Origin of the sequence: Streptomyces sp. NPDC048338 (assembly GCF_043201055.1) — a bacterium.
Lineage (GTDB): Bacteria > Actinomycetota > Actinomycetes > Streptomycetales > Streptomycetaceae > Streptomyces.
Window position 1 is genome coordinate 85,475 of sequence record NZ_JBICYQ010000001.1, and the last position, 19,737, is coordinate 105,211.

The window sequence follows — 19,737 nt, forward strand, 5'->3', positions numbered from 1 at the left end:
GGACGGCCCGTCCTTGGTTGCGATCCGGGGCGGGGGCGGAGCCGCGGGATCGGATCTCGGGAGACCCGGGATCCGACCGGAGGGCCTCAGCCGCGGGTCTGCCGGCGGCGGTACTCGTCCGTGGGGACGCCGCCCACGCCCCAGTCCTCCAGAGCGACTTCGTCGATGAGGACGAACGTGGTGGCCGGGTCCTTGTCGAGGACCCTGACCAGCAGGTCGGTGACACCGGCGATGATCTCGGCCTTCTGGGCGGCGGTGGCGCCTTCCCGAGTGATCTTGACGTTCACGTACGGCACGTGGAAGTCCTTTCGGGTGAGGGAAGGTCAGGAGCGGCCGGTCACGTGGCCGCCGTCCACACGCAGGGCGTGGCCCGTCACGAAGCCGGCTCCCGCGAGGTACAGCACCGCCTCGGCGATCTCGGAGGCTTCCCCGACCCGGTTGAGGAGGGCGAGCCCGCCGAGGCCGTCCACGTCGCCGCCCTCGTGCAGCGGGGTGCGGACGATGCCGGGGGAGACGAGGTTGACCCGGATGCCGTCGGCCGCCAGCTCGGCGGCCAGGCTCGTGGTCAGCCCGTGCACTCCGGCCTTGCTCACCACCGGCGCGCTGGCCGGGAAGCCGGCCAGTCCGTGGTCCACCAGGACGGTGCCGATGTTGACGATGCTGCCGCCCTCACCCTGCGCGCGAAGCGCCCGTACCACGGTCTGGGTGGTGAGGTAGGTGCCCTTGAGGTTGCCCGTCAGGAAACCGTCGAGTTCGGCCTCCGTGACCTCCGTGAAGGGCTTGGAGGCGAAGGTACCGGCGTTGTTGACCAGCACGTCGATGCGGCCGAAGCGCTCGAGGGCCGTGCGGACCAGGGCTTCTCCGGTCTCCTTCTCGGCGATGCTGCCCGCGACCCACGCAGTCCGCTCCGGATGGCCGAGGCCGACGGCGGTCTTGGCCAGGCGGTCGGCGTCGCGGCCGTTCATGACGACGTTCGCGCCGCTCGCCAGGAAGGCCCGGGCGATGTCCAGGCCGATGCCGCTGGAGGATCCGGTGATGAGAGCAGTGGTCATGGTGGGTGCCTTTCGGGGCGGCTCGGCGGACTGGTTCGTCCGGCTGACACCCAAGAACCTATGAACCCTCAACACATAACACCACAACGTAGATTGGAGCATGTGATAATCCCAGGTTATGGATGTGGATCTGCGCGACCTGGAGCTCCTCGACGCGACCGCCGAGGCGGGCTCGCTGACGGCCGCCGCGGAGCGGCTGTACGTCAGTCAGCCGGCCCTCAGCCAGCGGCTCACGCGGCTGGAGACTCGCCTGGGCATGCAGCTCTTCGACCGCAAGGGGCGCCGCCTGGTGCCCAATGCGGCCGGCCGCCGGCTGCTGGTCGCCGCCCGCCAGGTCCTCGGTGAACTGGATGCGGCCTCCCGCGACCTGCGGGAGATCCGCGACGGGCATGGCCGACGGGTCCGCTTCACCGCGCAGTGCAGCACCACCCTGCCGTGGCTGCCACCAGTACTGCGCGCCTTCCGCGAGCGCGAGCCGGACATCGACGTGCGCATCGAGGCCGTCGCCGACGACGCCCCGATCCCGGCGCTGCTCGCCGACCTGGTCGACGTCGCGCTGGTCACCAAGCCGGATCTGCAGATGGACCGGGTGTCGCTGACCAGGTTGTTCGACGACGAGATGATGGCAGTGGTGCCCGCCGCACACCCATGGGCCTCCCGCGGGCACCTGACCGCCCGTGACTTCGACGGCGCCGACCTGGTCCTCTACGACGGCTACGACCAGAACCGCATCCCGTCGATGCCGCTGCCGATCCCGGCCGGGGCCCGCCCCGGCCGGATCACCACGATGCCGGTGGTGACCGACCTGGTGATCGAGATGGTGGCCGGCGGCCAGGGCGTGACCGTGCTCCCCAACTGGGTGGCCGCCCCGTACGTGTCCTCGCACGGCCTCGCGCTGGTCCGCATCGGCAAGGACCCGCTGACCCGCACATGGTTCTGCGCCACCCGTACCGGCCCGCGCCCGCCCCACCTCGAGGCATTCGTCGAGGAACTCACCACCCGTCTCACCGCCCCGATCAGCGCCTGAGGGCTGTCGATCAGCCCGGCGGGATCGACACGACCGCCGCTCGGACCGCCTCCCGGCGGTCGTGCGGCTCCCCCGGCGGGCCGCACGTGCCGGCCCCGGGCGGACGCCGTGGATCGGCGCCCCGCCCGGCCGGGTCAGCGCCTCGGCAGCCCCAGCGGATTGCCGTCCTGCAGCTCCGGCGGCAGGAGCCGGCCGGGTGTCGACTGGTACGTGACCGGGCGCAGCCAGCGCTCGATCGCGGTGGCGCCGACCGAGGTGGACGTGGACGTGGTGGCCGGGTAGGGACCGCCGTGGTGCTGGGCGCCCGCCACGGCCACGCCCGTCGGCCAGCCGTTGACGAGCACGCGGCCCGCCAGCGGGGTGAGCTCGGCCAGGATCCCGGGGGCCTGCGGGTCCTCGTCGGCGAGGTGGAGGGTGGCGGTGAGGTTGCCGGGGAGGAGGGCGAGGAGCCGGCTGATCTCGTCCCGGGAGCCGTACCGCACGACCACCGTCACCGGCCCGAAGCACTCCTCCAGGAGGAGTTCGTACCCGCCCTTCAGCAGGGTCGCGGCGTCGACGGTCAGGAAGCCGGCGCTGACGGTGTGCTCGCCGCCGGACCCGGGGGTGACCGGCGCGGACACGCCGGGCAGGGCGGCGCGCTCCGTGACGCCCGAGACGAAGGCGGCCCGCATCCGGTGGTCGAGCATGACACCGGGCTCGGACTGGCTGACGGCGGCGGTCAGGGCGTCCACGAAGCGGTCGCCCGCCTCTCCGCCCGGCGCGAGGACGAAGCCGGGCTTGGTGCAGAACTGCCCCTCGCCCAGGGTCATCGAGCCGGCGAGGCCGGCGCCGATCTCGGCGGCCCGCTCCGCGGCGGCGGCGTCGGTGATCACGACCGGGTTGAGCGAGCCGAGTTCGCCGTGGAAGGGGATCGGGGCCGGGCGGGCGGCCGCCGCGTCGAAGAGCGCGCGCCCGCCGCGTACCGACCCGGTGAAGCCGGCGGCGGCCACCAGCGGGTGGCGGACCAGCGCGACGCCCGCGTCGAATCCGTGGACCAGGACGACCACGTCCTCGGGGAGGCCCGCCTTCACCGCGGCCCGGCGCAGCAGGGAGGCACAGAGCTCGGAGGTGGCCGGGTGGTCCGGATGGGCCTTGACCACGACCGGGCAGCCGGCGGCGAGCGCGCTGGCGGTGTCGCCGCCGGGGACGGAGAAGGCGAGCGGGAAGTTGCTGGCCGCGTAGACGGCGACGACGCCGAGCGGGATCTTCCAGCGCCGCAGGTCCGGGGTGGGCGGCGTGGTCGTCGGGTCGGGCAGGTCGATCCGCACGTCGAGGAAGGCGCCTTCGTCGACGACGTCGGCGAACGACCGCAACTGTGCGGTGGTGCGGGCGAGTTCACCGGTGAGCCGGACCGGGCCGAGTGCCGTCTCGGCGTCGGCGGCCTCGATGACGTGCGCGGCGGCCTCGTCGAGCAGGTCGGCCGCGGTGCGGAGCAGGGCGGCCCGCGCCGTGCGGTCGGCGAGCGCGTCACGGGTGGCGTGCGCGGCCCGCACGGCCTGGTCGATCTCCTCGGCTGTGGCCTCCACCGCAACCTGCTCCCGCGGCTTCCCCGTCCGGGGGTCCACACTCCACACTGGTTCAGCTGCCACCGCCACGCCCCTCTTCACGCCATGTTCGCTATTCTGAACATGGTTCCTGTAGGTGAACAGGACTCTATTGACGGGCGCGCCGTCTCCACAAGAGGCGGCGGCAAGAGGGGCGAGGGCGATGTCGACTGCCGACACGGGTGGAGCGCAGGTCAAGTCCGCTGTGCGCACGGTGGAACTGCTGGAGTACTTCGCCGGACGCCCCGGCATGCACTCGCTCGCCGCCGTCCAGGAGGCCGTCGGCTACCCCAAGTCCAGCCTCTACATGCTGCTGCGCACCCTGGTGGAGCTCGGCTGGGTGGAGACCGACGCGACGGGCACCCGGTACGGCATCGGCGTCCGCGCCCTGCTGGTCGGCACCTCGTACATCGACGGCGACGAGGTGGTGGCCGCCGCCCGGCCCACGCTCGACCGGCTCTCCGACGACACCACGGAGACGATCCACCTGGCGCGGCTCGACGGCACCAACGTGGTCTACCTGGCGACCCGTCAGTCCCAGCACTATCTGCGGCCGTTCACCCGGGTCGGCCGCCGCCTGCCGGCCCACTCGACCTCGCTGGGCAAGGCGCTGCTCGCCACCCACAGCGACGAGCAGGTCCGCAAGCTGCTCCCGGAGACGCTGCCGGCGCTGACCGAGCACACGATCACGGACCGCGAGAACCTCATCGAGGAGCTGCACGCGATCCGCGAGCAGGGGTACGCCGTGGACCGCGAGGAGAACACCCTCGGGCTCCGCTGCTTCGGCATCGCGATCCCCTACCGGACCCCGGCCCGGGACGCGATCAGCTGCTCGGTGCCGGTGGCCCGGCTCACCCCCGGGCACGAGCAGATGATCAAGGACGCACTGTTCGACGCGCGCGACCGGCTGACCCTGGCGACCCGCCGGCTCTGAGGCCCGAGGGCCTGTCGTGGAGCCCCGCACGGACAGCGCCGTGCGGCGCACGGCGACCCGCCGCCCTTCGCGGCCCTGCGGCGGGCGCCGCCGCCGGTCAGGAGCGGCCGCCGGCCGGGGACGGTTCAGCCCCGCTCGGCGAGCACCTGCTGCCAGACCGGGCTGTCGACGTAGTGGTTGTCGAAGCGCTCGGACGACTCCTTGATCTCCGCGAAGCTCGCCTCGCCCCGCATCACCCGGCCGAGCAGCCGCAGGTAGTCGAAGCGCGCCATGCCCGGCGTGAAGACGAAGAGCACGTCGGCCTCGGCGCCCGGGGCCGCGGCGAAGGCGTGCGGGGTGTGCGGCGGGACGAGCAGGAAGTCGCCCTCCTCCAGCACCGTGAGCTCCTCACCGACGAGCACCTGCAGGGAGCCGCCGAGCACGAAGAACATCTCCGACGCCTTGGTGTGGAAGTGCGCCGGGGCGCCGACCGCGCCCTTCGCGAAGGACGACCGGTAGCTGGTCAGCAGCCCGCCGGTGGTGTCCGAGTCGGCGAGGAGGGTCATCACGCTGCTGGGGTCTGCGGTGGTCTCGGCGTCGGCGGCGCGGGTGAGGAGCGGGGCGAAGGTCTTCGGCGTGGTGATCTCGTTCATGAAGATCACTCTAGGCTCCCGGATGACCGGCCATCAGGTGCATTTCACGACCGAAATCATGGGTCAATTCTCCTCCGCGGAGCAGGCGTCCTCCCCCGCCCGGCGGAGACGGTCCGCCGTAGGGAGGGACGTGCGGCGGGCCTCCCGGGCGAAAGCGTGGGGACATGACACGGACCCTGGCACGCCCGACGCCGACACCTCCGCCCGCCGGCCGCACCCGGCGGGTGCTGCGCACCCTCACCGAGATCGCCTGCCTGCCCTACATCGGCCTCAAGGTCGCCTGGGTGGCCGGCAGCGACCTCGGCATCCCGGCCGGCAGCCCGCTCCTGGAGCACCGGACCCTGCTGATCGTCGCCAACTCGGTCTCCGTGGTGGCCGACGCCCTGGTCGTGGTCCTCGCGCTGCTGCTCACGCAGCCGTGGGGGCTGCGCGTCCGGCCCTGGCTGCTGGCGCTCCCGATGTGGGCCGCGACCGGGCTGCTCACCCCGATCATGATCGGCTTCCCGGCCCAGCTCGCGACCGCCCTGTTCACCGGGCCGAGCGAACCGACGGCCGGGGGCGAGCCGTTCCTCGACACATGGGTGTTCGGCGTCGTCTACGGCGGCTTCATCGTCCAGGGCCTCACCCTGGGCACGCTCTTCGTGCTCTACACCCGGGACCGCTGGGGTCACCTGTGGCACGGCACGGTCGGCGACGTCCCCGCCCGCCTCCTCGGCGCCGGGGCGCGTGCCACGGCGGTCGCCGCCGCGCTGCTGGCCCTGGCCCCCGCCGCCGTCCGGCTGGCCTGGGCCCTCGGCGCGGACCAGGGCCTGTCGGCCGGGCAGATCGCCGACCGCACGGCCGACTTCCACGTTCTCCAGTGGGCGCAACTGCTCCTGATCGGCGCAGCCGTCACCGGCGTCCTGCTGCTCGCGTTCAGCCGCAGCCGTGCGCTGCCGGTCCGCTCCGTCCTGGCCGTGGCCTGGGTCGGCTCGGGCGCGGTCGGCTGCTGGGGCGCGTACATGAGCCTGGTGGCGGCCGTCCCGGACGGCGATGCGGCCAGAACCTTCACCGACCTCGCACGGCTGACCTACGCTGGCGAGATGATCACGGGGGTGCTGGCGGCTGGTGTCACGGCCGTCTTCCTACGACGCCGGGACGCGGGCGCGTGAGACGGGCGGGCGTCCTGCTGCTGGGACAGCGGGCCAGACTGCGCTGGGTCCATCTCATCCTGGGCGGCGCCCTGTTCATGCCGTTCTGGCTGGTCGGCACGGTGCTCGTGGCGCCGTTCGACGACGGGCGGTCGGCGTTCGAGGGCGACCTGGGCACCCAGTTCGCCGCGTACGCCGTCGGGCTGCCGCTCGCCGCGATCGTCTCGCTCTTCCCGCTCACCCGGCCCATGTCGGTGGCGGCGGCACGGGCACTGTGCGGAGTCGCGGCGGACCGCTTCGCCGAGGGACCGGCCCGCGGCCGGTCCGACCGCGCCAGGACGGCGGGCTGGTTCGTCCTCCACCTGGGGACCGGGGCACTGGTCAGCGGGGCGACCCTGGCGCTCCCGCCGTTCGCGGTCTCGCTGCTGCTCCTGCCCTTCTGGGCGGGGCTGCGCGCCTCGGCCGCGGCCGAGTTCTGGGCCCTGGACCGGCCATGGGTGCAGTGGGCCTGCCTTCCGGCCGGACTGCTCATGCTGCTGGGCCTCGCGGCCGTGGCAGCGGCGACGGGCGCCTTCCTGGCCGGCCGGGCACCGCGGCTGCTCGGGCCGAGTCCGGCGGACCGGCTCCTGGCGGCCGAGCGGCGCGCCGCCGAACTGGCCGTACGCAACCGGCTCGCCCGTGAACTGCACGACTCGGTGGGCCACGCGCTGAGCGCCGTCACCCTCCAGGCGAGTGCCGCCCGCAGGGTGCTGGACAGCGACTCGGCGCGCGACCGGGAGTTCGTACGGGAGGCGCTCGCCGCGATCGAGGAGACGACCCGGCGCACGGTCGGCGAGCTGGACTCCGTCCTCGGCCTGCTGCGCCGGGGCGACGACGAGGCGGAGCTCGCGGGGCCGGGGCTCGGCGCCCTGGACGCCCTGGTGCGGGGCGCGGGGCCGCGGGTGGCGCTCACGGTCACGGGAGACCTGGAGCGGGTACCGGAGGCGGTGTCCCGGGAGGCGTACCGGATCGTCCAGGAAGGACTGACGAACGCGGCACGGTACGCGGGCGGGGCCCCCGTCACCGCACGGCTCGCGCTGCACGGAGAGGAACTGGAGATCACGATGGAGAACCCGCTCACCGGCGGCGTGCCGGTGGCACGGCCGGACGGAGGCCGCGGTCTGCTCGGCATGGGCGAACGCGCGCGGCTGCTGGGCGGCGCGGTCCAGGCCGGCCCTTCCGACGACGTCTGGCGGCTCGCCGTCCGGCTGCCCCTGGCGGGCGGCCCGGCCCGGAAGGGGGGCGCCCGGTGATCCGGATCGTCCTGGCCGACGACGAGCGGATGGTGCGCACCGCCCTGCGGGTCATCCTGGACGCCGAGCCGGACCTGGAGGTCGTCGGCGAGGCCTCGACCGGCGCGGAGGCGGTGTCGGTGGTGCGCGAGCTGCGGCCGGACGTCGTGCTGATGGACGTGCGGATGCCGCTGGTCGACGGGATCCGGGCGACCGGGCAGATCCTCGCGGGCATGGCCGAGCCGCCTCGGATCGTGGTGGTCACCACCTTCGAGAACGACTCCTACGTGTACGACGCGCTCCGGGCCGGCGCGGCCGGCTTCCTGCTGAAGCGGGTCGCCGCCGAGGAGCTGGTGGGCGCGGTCCGGCTGGTGGCCCGGAGCGACTCGCTGCTCTACCCGGCCGCGGTGCGGGCCCTGGCGGCCGAGCACGCCCGCCGGGGGCCGGCGCAGGCACCGCCGTGGGTGGCCCGGCTGACCGAGCGGGAGGCCGAGGTCCTGCGGCTGATGGCGACGGGGCTGACCAACGCGGAGATAGCCGGCCGGATCGGGGTGGGCCCGGCGACGGCCAAGACCCACGTGGCGGCGGTCCTGTCGAAGACCGGTACACGGGACCGCACCCAGGCGGTGGTCGCGGCGTACGAGTCGGGGTTCGTCACACCCGGCTGAGCGGCTCCGCGTCCCGCCGGCGGAGGGGTGTGACCGCGCTCTCAGCTCCCGCCGCGCGGATGAAGGTTCCCTGAGAAACGGGACACATCCGGAACGTCCGCCCCCGTTCCGTTCGTCCCTCCACGGGATGAACAAGACGATCAGGCGCGCCGCGGTCTTCTCGCTGCTCCTGGTTCTCGCCCTGCTGGGGCGGGCGACCTGGGTGCAGGCGTACGAAGGCAAGGCGCTCGCGGACGACAAGACCAACCGGCGGAAGATCATGGCGCAGTACGCGCAGCCGCTCGGGAACATCGTCGTGGCCGGGGAACCGGTCACGGGTTCGAAGAGGACGGAGGGTGGCGATCTCGCCTACAAGCGCAGCTACACCGACGGCGAGCTCTACGCCGCGGTCACCGGCTACAGCTCCCAGGCCTACGGCGCCACGCAGCTGGAGGGCATCTACTCCGACGTCCTGGACGGCACCGACACCCGCCTGAAGAACCCGCTGGACGCCCTCACGGGCAAGCAGCAGGAGCCCGGCGACGTGCTCACCACCATCGACCCGGACGTGCAGAAGGCCGGCTACCGGGCGCTCGGCGACAAGAAGGGCGCGGCCGTCGCCATCGACCCGAGGACGGGCCGGATCCTCGGCATGGTGTCCACCCCCTCGTACGACCCCTCGAAGATCGCCGGGCTCACGGACGGCTCCGCATGGCGGGACCTGACCACCGACGAGGACAAGCCGCTGGTCAACCGGGCGCTGCGGCAGCCGCTGCCGCCGGGCTCGACCTTCAAGCTGGTCGTCGCGGCGGCGGCGCTCGAGGACGGCCGGTACGCCTCGGTGGACGCGCCGACCGACAGCCCGAACCCGTACACGCTGCCGGACACCCGGACCGTGCTGAAGAACGAGAACGCCTCGGCGCCCTGCGAGGACGCCAGCCTGCGCACCGCGCTGCGCTACTCCTGCAACAACGTCTTCGCCAAGCTGGCCGTCGACCTCGGCCAGGACAAGGTCAAGGCCATGGCGGAGAAGTTCGGCTTCGGCGACACCGAGCGTGACGTGCCGGTCCGCGCCCACCCGAGCGTGTACCCGTCCGGCATGGACAGGGCCCAGACGGCGCTGACCGGTATCGGCCAGTTCGACGTGACGGCCACCCCGCTGCAGATGGCGATGGTGTCCGCGGCGATCGCGAACGACGGGCTCCTCGCGTCCCCGCACATGGTCTCGAAGGTGGTCGACTCCGACGGGGACGCCCTCCGGACCTTCGACGACGGGGACACCCGGCGGGTCGTCTCGTCCGAGACGGCGCGCCAGCTGCGCAGCGCGATGGTGACGGTGGTCGAGCAGGGCACCGGCACGAACGCGGCGATCGGCGGTGCCGAGGTCGGCGGCAAGACCGGAACGGCCCAGCACGGCGAGAACAACAGCAAGACGCCGTACGCCTGGTTCACGTCCTACGCCAAGGACGCGGACACCGGGAAGGAGGTCGCGGTCGCCGTCATGATCGAGGACTCGGGCGCGGCCCGCTCGGAGGTCAGCGGCAACGGTCTGGCGGCCCCCGTGGCCCAGAAGATGATGAAGGCGGCGCTGAGGTGACACCGAGGCCCGGACCACCCGGGCGCCGCGCGGTCGCGGCGCCCCCGGGCCGTGTCCGAACCCCGGCTCAGTCGAGGGGCCTGGCCATGAAGAGGGCGGTCTCGCCCTCGGACGCGGTGCCGGTGTAGAGGGTGGTGTCCAGGCCGCAGAGCCGGAAGCCCATGCGCCGGTAGGCCCGTACCGCCGGCACGTTGACGCTGGTGACCTCCAGCCATGCGGTACGGGCGCCCACCGCCCGCCCGTGGGCCAGCGCCCGGCGCATCAGCTCGCCTCCGATGCCGCGGCCGCGGTGGGCGGAGTCGACCGTGATCTGCCGGACGACCAGGCGCCGGTTCCACCGCTCGTGGGCGACCGCGACGAAACCGCGGAGCGAGCCGTCGGAGTCCACCGCGACGATCTCGTGCACACCGGCCTCGTCCGGCCCGGCGGCGGCGTCGTCCGTGATGACGGCGTTCCCGGTGCTTCCAGCGCTTCCGGTGCTTCCGGCGTCGTGCGCCCCGGTCGCGGCTTCCCCCGCGTCGCCGTCGTCGGGGAACACCTTGACCAGCGGCGGGTCGACGGGGACGAGCCGGAGCCCGAACCCGATGTCGCCCGCGGCGACTTCGTAGACGTAGTCCGTGGTGAAGGAGTCGTCGAGCCCGGCGAGGGCGGATTGGTCGGAAGGCCCCGCGACACGGTATGCAAGGTCACTCATGATCCGAGCATAGATTCGATCTCGTGGAGGACCGCCGTGCGGCTGCCCCGTTCCCTCTCCGGCTGGACCATGGCGGTGTTCGGGCTGCTCGCCGCGGCCATGGGGGTGGTGGGGCTGGTCGCCCCGGACCTCCTGCTGTCGGCGATGGGCTTCGATGCGGTGCCCGACGCCGCCCGGGCCGACGGCGACCACACGCTGGTCTTCCTGACCGCCTCCTCCATGGCCGCGCTCAACATGGGCGTCTACTACGTGCTGGCCGCCCTGGCCGACTGGAAGGCATTCTTCCGCTGGACGGTGCCCTTCCGGCTGCTGACCTGTGCCGTGTTCACCCTCGCGGTCGTCACGGGCCGCGCCCCCGCCGGGTTCCTCGGCGTGGGCCTGTGGGAGGGCGTGGGCGCGGTGGTGACGGGCGCGGCGCTGCGCCACGAGGGCCGGGCGGCCCGGAGGAACGCCGTGGCGTGACCTCCGCCCCCGCGCGCGGCATAGGGCGGATGACCGATCCGCGGGGCCCGCCTCAGACGCCACGCTGAGCGGCATGAGACGAACCGCGGGCCTCTATCTGGCAGGTGTCCTGGTGTCGGGCTTCGGGTCCACCGCGTTGTGGCTGGTCTCGGGGATCTGGGTCAAGTCCCTGACCGGCTCGGACGCCCTGGCGGCCCTGGCCGCCTTCGCCCTGTGGGCACCGGCCCTGTGCGGCCCGCTGCTCGGCGCGATCGCGGACCGGGCGCGGCGGCGTCCGCTCATGGTGGGCGCGGACCTGGCGATGGCGGCGCTGCTGCCGGTGCTGCTCTGGGTGGACTCCGCGGACCGGATCTGGCTGCTGTTCGCGGTGCTGGTGCTGTACGGGCTCCAGGGCGTCGTCCACGAGGCGGCGGAGGTCGCGCTGGCCGCGAGCGTGCTCGACCGGCGGCTGCTCGGGGAGTTCAACGGGCTGCGGACGACGGTGGGCGAGGGCATGAAGCTGGTCGCCCCGCTCGTGGCGGCCGGTCTCTTCGCGCGGTACGGCGGCGGGCCGGTGGCACTGCTCGACGCGGCGACGTTCGCCCTGGCGGCGGGAGCGTTCGCGCTGCTGCGGGTGCGGGAGGAACGGCCGCGACGCCGGGAGGCGGCCCACTGGCTGCGGGACACGGCCGAGGGTCTGCGGGCGATCCGGTCCTCGGCGACGCTGCGGCCGCTGGTCCTCGGCGGCTCCTTCACGATGCTGCTGGCGGGTCTGAACGGTGCCGCGGTGTACGCGGTGGTGGACCGGGGACTCGGCCACGCCCCGGCGTACGCGGGCGTGCTGTACGCGGTGCAGGGGGTGGGTTCGGTCGTCGCCGGGCTCGTGGCGGGCCCCGTGCTGCGCCGGGTGCCGGGGCGGCTGTTCGCCGCGGCGGGGCTCGGGCTCTTCGCCCTCGCGGTGGGCGCCCGTGCCCTGCCGTACGACGCGGTGGCACTGGCGGCGAGCGCGGCGATCGGCCTCGGTCTGCCCGCCGTCCTGATCGCCGCCATGACGGCAGTCCAGCGGGAGGCCCCGACGGAGGCGGTCGGCCGTGTGGCGGCCACCGCCCACACGCTGGTCTTCGTCCCGAACGCGCTCGCCCTGGCGCTCGGCGCGGGCCTGGTCGCCGTCCTCGACGTCCGCGTCCTGCTGCCGGTGGTGGGGGCGCTGGGGCTGGCCGGGGCGGGAGCGCTGGCGGCGCCGCTGCGGACGGGCTCCCGCTCGGGCCGGAAGGCGCGGCCCGCGCCGGAGCCACGGACCGCGCGCTGAGCCGGGGCGGGCGGGTCAGCTCAGCGTCCGCAGGGCCTCCCGGACCGCCGCCAGGTCGGCGTCCGAGGCCAGACCCGCGTGATAGAGCCGGAGTTCGCCCGCGCCGGCCTCGGCCGCCCGCTTCGCGTCGTCGGCCAGGGTCCGTGGGGAGCCGCCCATGCCCGTGACCACCGGGAGGTTGGCGGCCAGGACGGTCCCGGCCCGCGCGTGCGCCGCGAAGGGGGCCACGGAGGCGGCCGGCGTGACGACGCCGTCCGCGAGCCCGAGGACGTGCGCCGGGTCCACGCCCGCGTTGGCGCCGCAGCGCCCGGGGTCCGGATCGGCGTGGAGCAGGACGCGGAAGCCGGGCGGGGCGGCCGCCCGGACCGCCCGCACGGCGTCCTCCTGGAGGCTCCGCGCGGTCCGGGTGCGCCAGGACAGGACGGCGTCCTCGAAGCGGGCGAGGGGCCGTCCGGGCCCGCCCCCGGACCAGACCGGCGCCAGAGCGCCGCGTACCGCGGCCGCCAGCTCGTCGGGGTCGACGCCCTCGACGGCGTACCCCTCGCGGCAGGACGGGCAGAAGCACAGGGACATCAGGTACTGCTCCCGGTCCCCCAGCGGCACGCCCGCCGTCTTGTCGTGCGCGTGGAGGTGGGCCAGGCCGTACCAGCCGCAGGACTCCAGCTCGGTGCCGGCCGCTCCGGGCCGGACCGCCGCCTCGGCCGCGAGCTCCACGAGGTGGGCACGGACGGCGGGCCGGGCGATGCAGGGCGCCCAGGGGTAGCGGTCGCCGTAGGCGTTGACGACGGAGGTCGCCGGGTGCTCGCCGCCGAGCCGGGAGTTGTGGGCGAGGACGACCCAGCTGTGCACCTCCAGGCCCGCGTCGGCGAGGGCCCGCGCGGCCTCGCCGTAGCTGTCGCCCGGCGCCCACTCCCCCGCCGGGCAGGGCCGCAGGGTGTGGCCGGACCAGCGGTCCGGGTCCGGCGGGTAGAGCACCGCGGCGTGCTCGGCGGTGACGATCCGGTGCGCGGGGTGCCGGGGGGTCAGGGCGCGCGTGGAGTGGTACGCGGACGCCAGGGTGACGGTCTCGACGCCGAGGCCGGCGAGCAGTCCGGGCGCCGCCGGGTCGCCCACGACGTCCCAGGGGTAGACGAAGGTCCCGGCCCTCATGCGCCGGCCGCCAGGAGTGCGCGGCCGCGCTCGATGATCGCGAGGAGTTCCTTCAGGTGCTCGGGCGCGGGTTCGCTCAGCGGCGGGCGGACCTCGCCGACGTCCCGGCCCGCGCTGCGCACGGCCGCCTTGACGAGCGAGACGGCGTATCCCCGGCCCTGCGCGCGCAGTTCGACCAGCGGGCGGTAGAAGCCGTCGATGAGCAGGTTCACGGTCGCGTCGTCGCCGGAGGCGAGGGCGGCGTGGAAGGCGAGGGCGATGTCGGGGGCGAAGCAGAAGACGGCGGAGGAGTAGAGGGTGACGCCGATGCCCCGGTAGGCGAGTCCGGTGAGTTCGGCGGTGGGCAGGCCGTTGAAGTAGAGCAGGTCGAGGCCCTCGGCGCGGACCGCGCTGACGATCCGCTGCATGAGGTCGAGGTCGCCGAGTCCGTCCTTCAGGCCGATGACGCCTTCGACGCGGGCCAGGGCGACGACGGTCTCGGGGGTGAGGACGGCGTTGTCGCGCTGGTAGACGATGACGTCGAGGGCGGTCGCGGCGGCGAGTTCGGTGTAGTGGCGCAGCAGCCCCGCCTGGTCGGCGACGACGAGGTAGGGAGGCATGGCGAGGAGGCCGTCGGCGCCGGCGTCCTCGGCGAGCCTCGCGTAGTGGACGGCGAGTGCGGTGCCGTATCCGGCGCCGGCCACCACGGGCACGCGGCCGGCGGCCTCCTCGACGGCGGCTCGGACGCAGGCGTGGAACTCCTCGGGGGTGAGTGCGTGGAACTCACCGGTGCCGCAGCAGGCGAACACGGCGGCGGCGCCCGCGTCGATGCCGTCGCGTACGTGGGCGCGGAAGGTGTCGAGGTCGACGGCGCCGTCCGGGCCGAAGGCGGTGACGGGGAAGAACAGCAGGCCGTCGAGCCGGTCGGCGAGCGAGGCTGAGGTCACGGGCGCTCCCAGGGAAGTCCGTCGTGCAGCAGCGTGCACAATTCTGATTGCCGTCCATATTCTTGAACATCTTCACGCTAGAACAGCCGTGAAGCGCCGGTCAAGGCGCAAACAACCCTCCCCCGCGCACTCTTGACGGCCTCCACGCCACTCCCTAGCGTGTCCACGTTTGTGAACCCGATCTACGGACGGAGATCCTGTCCATGTCCTCTGCGGATTCTGCGGATTCGGCGACTTCAGCGGCTTCAGCCGATTCGGCGACTCCAGCGCCCTCGCCCCGCACCGTCCTGCTCACCGGCGCCGCCGGTGGCGTCGGCACCCTGATGCGGGAGTTGCTGCCCGCGTACGGCTACCGCCTGCGGCTCCTCGACGTCGTCCCCGTCGACGGCGCACCGGACGCGGTCGTCGCCGACCTCGCCGACCGGGAGGCGCTGCGGGAGGCCGTCCGCGGCGTCGACGCCGTCGTCCATCTCGCCGGGATCTCCCTGGAGTCCACCTTCGAGAAGGTGATGGCCGCCAACGTCACGGGCCTGCACCACCTGTACGAGGCGGCCCGCGAGGAAGGGGTGGGGCGGATCGTCTTCGCCTCCAGCAACCACGCCGTCGGCTTCACCCCGCGCCCCCGCGCGGGCGACCCGGTGGTCCCCGTCGACACCCCGCACCGGCCGGACACCTTCTACGGCCTCTCCAAGTGCTTCGGCGAGGACATGGCACAGTTCTACTGGGACAAGCACGGACTGGAGACGGTCTCCGTGCGGATCGGCTCCTGCTTCCCCGAGCCGACCTCGGTCCGGATGCTGTCCATGTGGCTGAGCCCGGCCGACTGCGCCCGGCTGCTGCACGCCTGCCTCACCGCACAGGGCGTGGGCCACACCGTCGTCTACGGCTCCTCGGCCAACACCCGGCTCTGGTGGGACCTCTCCTCGGCCCGGGCCCTGGGCTACGAGCCGCGGGACGACTCGGAGCCGTACGCGGAGAAGCTTCTCGCCGCACAGGGGGAGCCGGCCGACGACGACCCGGCGAACGCGCACCTGGGCGGCCACTTCTGCACCTCGCCGCCGCGCTGGCCGCACTGACGCGGCCCCCGGCGGAGGGGGGATGCACGGGCCCGGCCGGACTGATGCGGGGGAGCGCCGGCCGGGGCCCGGGTCACGGCATGCGCTGGCACACGCGACACCCGAACAGTAGGCCGGGGCGGGACCGCACCGCGATCCGCCGAACGCGGCGGCTGTCCGGATAACGCGACCGGACCGGACACCGCCGTCCCCGTACCGGACGGGTCCGGGGCGCGCTCAGCCCGGCCCGCGCAGCGTCTGCGAGGGCGACTCGCCGAACCGCGCCCGGTACTGCGCGGCGAACCGGCCCTGGTGGGTGAAACCCCAGCGCCACGCCACGTCGCCCACCCCGAGCTCGCCGGGCTCCGCGGCCCGCAGATCCTCGTGGACCCGGTCGAGGCGGACCTCCCGCACGAACGCCATCGGCGCCATCCCCACGTACTCGCGGAACGACTCCTGGAGCCGTCGCACGCTGACCTTGGCCAGCGTGGCGAGCTCGGTGGTGGTGAAGGGGTGCTCCGGCCGGGCGCGCACGGCGTCCATCGCGCGCTTCACGGGCGCCGGACGCAGCGGCTCCCCGGGGTGCGCGAGCTCCTCGCGCCAGGGGTGCTCGGCGGCCAGCAGCAGCCCGTTGAGCAGCGCCTCCTGGAGCGGGCGGGCGACCAGCTCGTGGTGGGCCAGGCTGTCCCCCGCGAGCGCCTCCTCCGCCACCCGCCGGGCCAGCCGCACCCAGGCGAGCCCCGGCCCGCGGGAGATGTCCAGGCGCGGCTCGAAGCCGAGCCGGCCGACGGGCGGGCGTCCGATCAACCGGGTGAGCTGGTCGCGCAGGGCCGCCGCGTCGATCTTGACGGAGACGGCCCGGCAGTCCCCGCTCCAGCGGTCCAGGAAGGTGTCGCCGAGGGGGTCGAGCAGCAGCGCCTCGGCCGCGGTCGCCCGCATCGGGGACCCGCCACCCTGCCGCAGCTCCATGGTGCCGCTCATCGGCGCGTTCACGTGGAACGCGCCCAGCTCGCCGAAACGCATCCGCACGTCGGCACCGCAGGACAGGTCGCCGATGACCAGCGGCCCGAGCGCGAAGGTGTCGAACCGGGCGGCGAAGGGACGTTCCTGCCGCTCGATGACGTCCATGAAGTTCGCGTAGTACCGCGCGTCTATCTCAAGCCGCGCCTCGTCGACGTCCCGCGTACGGAAGCTGCTCCCACCCACACCCGAAGAATATTCACATGACGGGCCTCTCCCCGACCGCGAGGATGTCGCCATGCCTCGCCCTCATGGATTCAGCTACGAACGACGCGCGGACGGCACCGTCGTCCTCACCCACCAGGGACGCGCCGCGGGCACCCTGCGCGGCAGCCGTGCGGAGAAGTTCCTGGCGGAGGTCGCGTCGGGGGACGCCCAGCTGGTCATGGCCCGCTGGACCGGCTCGTACAAGTTCGGCAACGAACGCACGGCCCGCAACCACCCGCGTCACCAGGGTGGCCGAAGGTAAGGGAACGGCAAAGCCGCCTCGCTCGTTACCCCTGGCATGACCGCTATGACCCCCGGCTCGAACATCCCTCTCTCCGTCGCGCGCGTGGCGGTGGACGTCGCCGCCCCGGTGCGGCTCGACGTCTCGGGCCTGCTGCTCAACGCCGACGGCAAGGTGCGCTCCGACGACGACTTCATCTTCTACAACCAGCCGGCCGGCCCCGGTGTGACCTACCGCTCCGGCGGCGGCACGGCGCCGGACGCGATCGTCGTGGACACCGGGGCGCTGCCCGCCGGCATCGAGAAGATCGTCGTCACGGCCAGCCCCGACGCCGCGGGCCAGACCTTCCAGGGCGTCGAGCCCACGGCGACCATCCGGAGTGCCGACGACGGCAGCGTGCTCGCCACCTTCACCCCGCCGCAGCTCGGCACGGAGACGGCGCTGGTGGTCGTGGAGATCTACCTGCGCAACGGCGCGTGGAAGGCCCGCGCGGTGGGCCAGGGGTACGCGAACGGGCTGGCCGGCATCGCCACCGACTTCGGCGTCTCGGTCGACGAGGAGCCGGCCGCCGCACCGGCGGCTCCCGCCGCGGCCCCCGCCACCCCGGCGGCCGCCCCGGTGGACCCCCGGATCGCCGCGACGACGCCGTCGATGCCGGCCGCTCCCCCGGCGGCGCCCGCCGCGCCGCCGGCGACCGGCAAGATCAACCTCGACAAGGGCCGGGTCAACCTCCAGAAGAACCAGACGGTCTCCCTGGTCAAGGGCGGCCGGCCGCTGCTCTCCCAGGTCAAGATGGGTCTCGGCTGGGAGCCCGCCTACCGCGGCAAGGACATCGACCTGGACGCCTCGGTCATCGCCTACGGCCCCCAGCGCAACCACCTGGACAGCTGCTACTTCGGCAAGCTGTCCATCCTGAACGGCTCCGTCAAGCACTCCGGCGACAACCTGACCGGCGAGGGCGCGGGAGACGACGAGGTGATCGTCGTCGACCTCGGCAGGCTCCCGGCGGACGCCACCGGCCTGGTCTTCACGGTGAACTCCTTCTCCGGGCAGAAGTTCACCGAGGTGGCCAAGGCCTACTGCCGCCTGCTGGACGCGGCGACCGGCGAGGAGCTGGTCCGCTTCGACCTGACGACCGCCGAGCCGCAGACGGGCGTCATGATGGCCAAGCTCATCAAGCAGTTCTCCGGCGAATGGGAGATGACGGCGATGGGCGAGTTCGTGAAGTCCCGCACGGTCCGCGGCATGGTGAAGCCGGCCGCACAGGCGCTGTAGCGCACCCCTGGCACGAGGGAGCCCGCCGGTGCGACCGGCGGGCTCCCTCACGTGCGCCGGAGGCCGTCGAGGAGCCGACGGCACTCCGGCCGGTCCGCGGTCAGGCGCGGGGCTGGCGGCGCCAGGGGCCGGTGACGGCGACCATGATCCCCGGGTCCTGGATGTTGGCGAAGAGCGTGTCGCCGTCGGGCGAGAAGACGACACCGGTGAACTCGCTGTCGTTCAGGTCGTTGCGGGCGATCGGGTAGGTGCGGCCCCGCTCGGTGGCGCCGAACAGGTGCGAGACGCCCTCGCCGTCCTCGGCGATGACCAGTCCGCCGTACGGGGAGACGGTGATGTTGTCCGGGCCGTCGAAGGCGCCGTCCTGCGACGGGTCGGGGTTCACGCCCAGGAGCACCTGGAGGGTGAGGGTGCGGCGCTTCGGGTCGTAGAACCAGACCTGGCCGTCGTGCGGGGTGCCGGGGCTCTCGTCACGGGCGTACGAGGAGACGACGTACGCGCCCCCGTCGGCCCACCACATGCCCTCCAGCTTGCGGGCACGGGTGACCTCGCCGGCGGCGAACTGCTCGCGCACGGCGACGGTGCGGGCGTCGCGGTCGGGGACGTCCACCCAGTCGACGCCGTAGACCGTGCCGATCCGGGTGGCGCGCGAGAGGTCGTCGACGAACCGGCCCGCGGCGTCGAAGCACCGGGGCGCCTGGAGGACGCCCGCGTCGTCGGCGAGGGTGGCCAGCCGGCCTCGCCCGTGGCGGAAGCCCTTCGGCGGGACCCAGCGGAAGAGGAGGCCGTTGGGCTTGGCCGCGTCCTCGGTGAGGTAGGCGTGGCCGTGCCGGGGGTCGATGACGACGGCCTCGTGGTCGTAGCGGCCGAATGCCTTGATCGGCTGCGGGTCGCGGTTGGCGCCGCGGTCGTGGGGGTCGACCTCGAAGACGTAGCCGTGGTCCTTGGTCATGCCGTTCTGGCCGGCCCGGTCGGAGTTCTCCTCGCAGGTGAGCCAGGTGCCCCAGGGAGTGCGGCCGCCGGCGCAGTTGGTGGAGGTGCCGGCGATGCCGACCCACTCGGCGACGCTGCCGTCGCGGTGCACCTCGACGACCGTGCAGCCGCCGGCCGCGGCGGGGTCGTAGACGAGGCCCTCGGCGAGCGGGACGGGGTACGTCCACTTGGAGCGGGGCCCCTTGAGCTCGTGGTTGTTGACGAGCAGGGTGACGCCGCGGCGGCCCTCGAAGGTCGCGGTCCCGTCGTGGTTGGACGGGGTGGGCTCACCGGACTCCAGCGTGGTGACACCGCTCCGGGTGATGACGCGGTAGGTGAAGCCGGCGGGCAGCGCGAGGATCCCCTGCGGGTCGTCGACGAGCTCCCCGTAGCCGAGCCGGTGCCCGTGGCCGCGGCCGTGACCGTGCCGGTCGTCGTCCTCGGCGGCGAGCGCCTCGGGCGCGGTGGCCAGCGCGCCGACGGCGCCGGTGAGGGCCAGACCGGCGCCGGTGGCGGCGGACTTCCTGGCGAATTCTCTACGGTTGAGGGGCATGGCGATTTCGTCTCCCTGGGTC

General features: G+C 73.8%; 20 protein-coding genes. 11 read left to right on the forward strand and 9 right to left on the reverse strand.

What is annotated here, in order from left to right; translation table 11 throughout:
• Window positions 1–86: 86 nt before the first annotated feature.
• Window positions 87–296 carry a 4-oxalocrotonate tautomerase family protein gene (locus tag ACGFZF_RS00425; RefSeq protein WP_393550117.1) on the reverse strand — a complete coding sequence of 70 codons (210 nt, stop codon included), beginning with the start codon at window positions 294–296 and terminating at the stop codon, window positions 87–89.
• A gap of 27 nt (window positions 297–323) precedes the next feature.
• On the reverse strand, window positions 324–1,052 hold the full coding sequence (locus tag ACGFZF_RS00430; RefSeq protein ID WP_393550119.1) for an SDR family NAD(P)-dependent oxidoreductase: 729 nt from the start codon (window positions 1,050–1,052) through the stop codon (window positions 324–326).
• Window positions 1,053–1,170: 118 nt separating this feature from the next.
• On the opposite strand from ACGFZF_RS00430, the gene ACGFZF_RS00435 reads away from it, so the two are divergent.
• Complete coding sequence (locus ACGFZF_RS00435; RefSeq protein ID WP_393550121.1) at window positions 1,171–2,079, forward strand: LysR family transcriptional regulator; 909 nt, start codon at window positions 1,171–1,173, stop codon at window positions 2,077–2,079.
• A 134-nt stretch (window positions 2,080–2,213) separates the two neighbouring features.
• Here the strand turns inward: ACGFZF_RS00435 and ACGFZF_RS00440 are convergent, their stop codons facing one another.
• Window positions 2,214–3,692: an aldehyde dehydrogenase family protein gene (locus tag ACGFZF_RS00440; protein WP_393550986.1), complete on the reverse strand. Its 1,479-nt coding sequence runs from the start codon at window positions 3,690–3,692 to the stop codon at window positions 2,214–2,216.
• A gap of 133 nt (window positions 3,693–3,825) precedes the next feature.
• On the opposite strand from ACGFZF_RS00440, the gene ACGFZF_RS00445 reads away from it, so the two are divergent.
• The gene (locus ACGFZF_RS00445) at window positions 3,826–4,596 is read left to right on the forward strand and encodes an IclR family transcriptional regulator (RefSeq protein WP_356605633.1); all 771 of its coding nucleotides are present in this window, start codon (window positions 3,826–3,828) and stop codon (window positions 4,594–4,596) included.
• 125 nt (window positions 4,597–4,721) lie between these two features.
• Here the strand turns inward: ACGFZF_RS00445 and ACGFZF_RS00450 are convergent, their stop codons facing one another.
• On the reverse strand, window positions 4,722–5,228 hold the full coding sequence (locus ACGFZF_RS00450) for a cupin domain-containing protein (RefSeq protein WP_356605635.1): 507 nt from the start codon (window positions 5,226–5,228) through the stop codon (window positions 4,722–4,724).
• A gap of 164 nt (window positions 5,229–5,392) precedes the next feature.
• Here ACGFZF_RS00450 and ACGFZF_RS00455 point away from each other — a divergent pair, with 164 nt between their 5' ends.
• From ACGFZF_RS00455 to ACGFZF_RS00470, 4 genes are all read left to right on the forward strand, one after another.
• Entirely contained in the window at window positions 5,393–6,379 is a 987-nt protein-coding gene (locus ACGFZF_RS00455; protein WP_393550124.1) for a hypothetical protein, read from the forward strand.
• On the forward strand, window positions 6,376–7,650 hold the full coding sequence (locus ACGFZF_RS00460) for a sensor histidine kinase (RefSeq protein WP_393550127.1): 1,275 nt from the start codon (window positions 6,376–6,378) through the stop codon (window positions 7,648–7,650). Before ACGFZF_RS00455 ends, ACGFZF_RS00460 begins: the two co-directional genes overlap by 4 nt.
• Window positions 7,650–8,297, forward strand: coding sequence for a response regulator (locus tag ACGFZF_RS00465; protein WP_393550987.1), 648 nt, complete (start codon window positions 7,650–7,652; stop codon window positions 8,295–8,297). The genes ACGFZF_RS00460 and ACGFZF_RS00465 overlap by 1 nt, the downstream gene beginning before the upstream one ends.
• 127 nt (window positions 8,298–8,424) lie before the next feature.
• Complete coding sequence (locus tag ACGFZF_RS00470) at window positions 8,425–9,873, forward strand: peptidoglycan D,D-transpeptidase FtsI family protein (protein ID WP_393550129.1); 1,449 nt, start codon at window positions 8,425–8,427, stop codon at window positions 9,871–9,873.
• A gap of 67 nt (window positions 9,874–9,940) precedes the next feature.
• On the opposite strand, the gene ACGFZF_RS00475 is transcribed toward ACGFZF_RS00470, so the two are convergent.
• The gene (locus ACGFZF_RS00475; protein ID WP_393550132.1) at window positions 9,941–10,567 is read right to left on the reverse strand and encodes a GNAT family N-acetyltransferase; all 627 of its coding nucleotides are present in this window, start codon (window positions 10,565–10,567) and stop codon (window positions 9,941–9,943) included.
• Between the two features lie 69 nt (window positions 10,568–10,636).
• Here ACGFZF_RS00475 and ACGFZF_RS00480 point away from each other — a divergent pair, with 69 nt between their 5' ends.
• A complete protein-coding gene (locus tag ACGFZF_RS00480) occupies window positions 10,637–11,029 on the forward strand; it encodes a hypothetical protein (RefSeq protein ID WP_393550988.1) in 393 nt (130 codons plus the stop codon).
• A gap of 73 nt (window positions 11,030–11,102) precedes the next feature.
• Window positions 11,103–12,317, forward strand: a complete 1,215-nt coding sequence (locus ACGFZF_RS00485) for an MFS transporter (RefSeq protein ID WP_393550134.1) — start codon at window positions 11,103–11,105, stop codon at window positions 12,315–12,317.
• Window positions 12,318–12,332: 15 nt separating this feature from the next.
• On the opposite strand, the gene ACGFZF_RS00490 is transcribed toward ACGFZF_RS00485, so the two are convergent.
• Entirely contained in the window at window positions 12,333–13,466 is a 1,134-nt protein-coding gene (locus ACGFZF_RS00490; protein WP_393550136.1) for a hypothetical protein, read from the reverse strand.
• Entirely contained in the window at window positions 13,463–14,392 is a 930-nt protein-coding gene (locus tag ACGFZF_RS00495; RefSeq protein WP_393550139.1) for a 5-dehydro-4-deoxyglucarate dehydratase, read from the reverse strand. Before ACGFZF_RS00495 ends, ACGFZF_RS00490 begins: the two co-directional genes overlap by 4 nt.
• Before the next feature lie 203 nt (window positions 14,393–14,595).
• Between ACGFZF_RS00495 and ACGFZF_RS00500 the strand changes: the two genes are divergently transcribed.
• Window positions 14,596–15,468: an NAD-dependent epimerase/dehydratase family protein gene (locus ACGFZF_RS00500; RefSeq protein ID WP_393550141.1), complete on the forward strand. Its 873-nt coding sequence runs from the start codon at window positions 14,596–14,598 to the stop codon at window positions 15,466–15,468.
• A gap of 216 nt (window positions 15,469–15,684) precedes the next feature.
• Here the strand turns inward: ACGFZF_RS00500 and ACGFZF_RS00505 are convergent, their stop codons facing one another.
• Entirely contained in the window at window positions 15,685–16,653 is a 969-nt protein-coding gene (locus ACGFZF_RS00505; RefSeq protein ID WP_393550143.1) for an AraC family transcriptional regulator, read from the reverse strand.
• Window positions 16,654–16,705: 52 nt separating this feature from the next.
• Between ACGFZF_RS00505 and ACGFZF_RS00510 the strand changes: the two genes are divergently transcribed.
• Window positions 16,706–16,936, forward strand: a complete 231-nt coding sequence (locus ACGFZF_RS00510) for a hypothetical protein (RefSeq protein ID WP_393550145.1) — start codon at window positions 16,706–16,708, stop codon at window positions 16,934–16,936.
• Between the two features lie 36 nt (window positions 16,937–16,972).
• Window positions 16,973–18,190, forward strand: a complete 1,218-nt coding sequence (locus tag ACGFZF_RS00515; protein ID WP_393550147.1) for a TerD family protein — start codon at window positions 16,973–16,975, stop codon at window positions 18,188–18,190.
• A gap of 100 nt (window positions 18,191–18,290) precedes the next feature.
• Here the strand turns inward: ACGFZF_RS00515 and ACGFZF_RS00520 are convergent, their stop codons facing one another.
• The gene (locus ACGFZF_RS00520; RefSeq protein ID WP_393550150.1) at window positions 18,291–19,715 is read right to left on the reverse strand and encodes an alkaline phosphatase PhoX; all 1,425 of its coding nucleotides are present in this window, start codon (window positions 19,713–19,715) and stop codon (window positions 18,291–18,293) included.
• Window positions 19,716–19,737 lie beyond the last annotated feature (22 nt).

Coding starts and splice junctions, on each gene's coding strand:
- ACGFZF_RS00430 (WP_393550119.1), bottom strand. CDS start 1,052: ATGACCACTGCTCTCATCACCGGATCCTCCAGCGGCATCGGCCTGGAC.
- ACGFZF_RS00435 (WP_393550121.1), top strand. CDS start 1,171: ATGGATGTGGATCTGCGCGACCTGGAGCTCCTCGACGCGACCGCCGAG.
- ACGFZF_RS00445 (WP_356605633.1), top strand. CDS start 3,826: ATGTCGACTGCCGACACGGGTGGAGCGCAGGTCAAGTCCGCTGTGCGC.
- ACGFZF_RS00450 (WP_356605635.1), bottom strand. CDS start 5,228: ATGAACGAGATCACCACGCCGAAGACCTTCGCCCCGCTCCTCACCCGC.
- ACGFZF_RS00455 (WP_393550124.1), top strand. CDS start 5,393: ATGACACGGACCCTGGCACGCCCGACGCCGACACCTCCGCCCGCCGGC.
- ACGFZF_RS00470 (WP_393550129.1), top strand. CDS start 8,425: ATGAACAAGACGATCAGGCGCGCCGCGGTCTTCTCGCTGCTCCTGGTT.
- ACGFZF_RS00475 (WP_393550132.1), bottom strand. CDS start 10,567: ATGAGTGACCTTGCATACCGTGTCGCGGGGCCTTCCGACCAATCCGCC.
- ACGFZF_RS00480 (WP_393550988.1), top strand. CDS start 10,637: ATGGCGGTGTTCGGGCTGCTCGCCGCGGCCATGGGGGTGGTGGGGCTG.
- ACGFZF_RS00485 (WP_393550134.1), top strand. CDS start 11,103: ATGAGACGAACCGCGGGCCTCTATCTGGCAGGTGTCCTGGTGTCGGGC.
- ACGFZF_RS00490 (WP_393550136.1), bottom strand. CDS start 13,466: ATGAGGGCCGGGACCTTCGTCTACCCCTGGGACGTCGTGGGCGACCCG.
- ACGFZF_RS00500 (WP_393550141.1), top strand. CDS start 14,596: ATGTCCTCTGCGGATTCTGCGGATTCGGCGACTTCAGCGGCTTCAGCC.
- ACGFZF_RS00510 (WP_393550145.1), top strand. CDS start 16,706: ATGCCTCGCCCTCATGGATTCAGCTACGAACGACGCGCGGACGGCACC.
- ACGFZF_RS00515 (WP_393550147.1), top strand. CDS start 16,973: ATGACCGCTATGACCCCCGGCTCGAACATCCCTCTCTCCGTCGCGCGC.
- ACGFZF_RS00520 (WP_393550150.1), bottom strand. CDS start 19,715: ATGCCCCTCAACCGTAGAGAATTCGCCAGGAAGTCCGCCGCCACCGGC.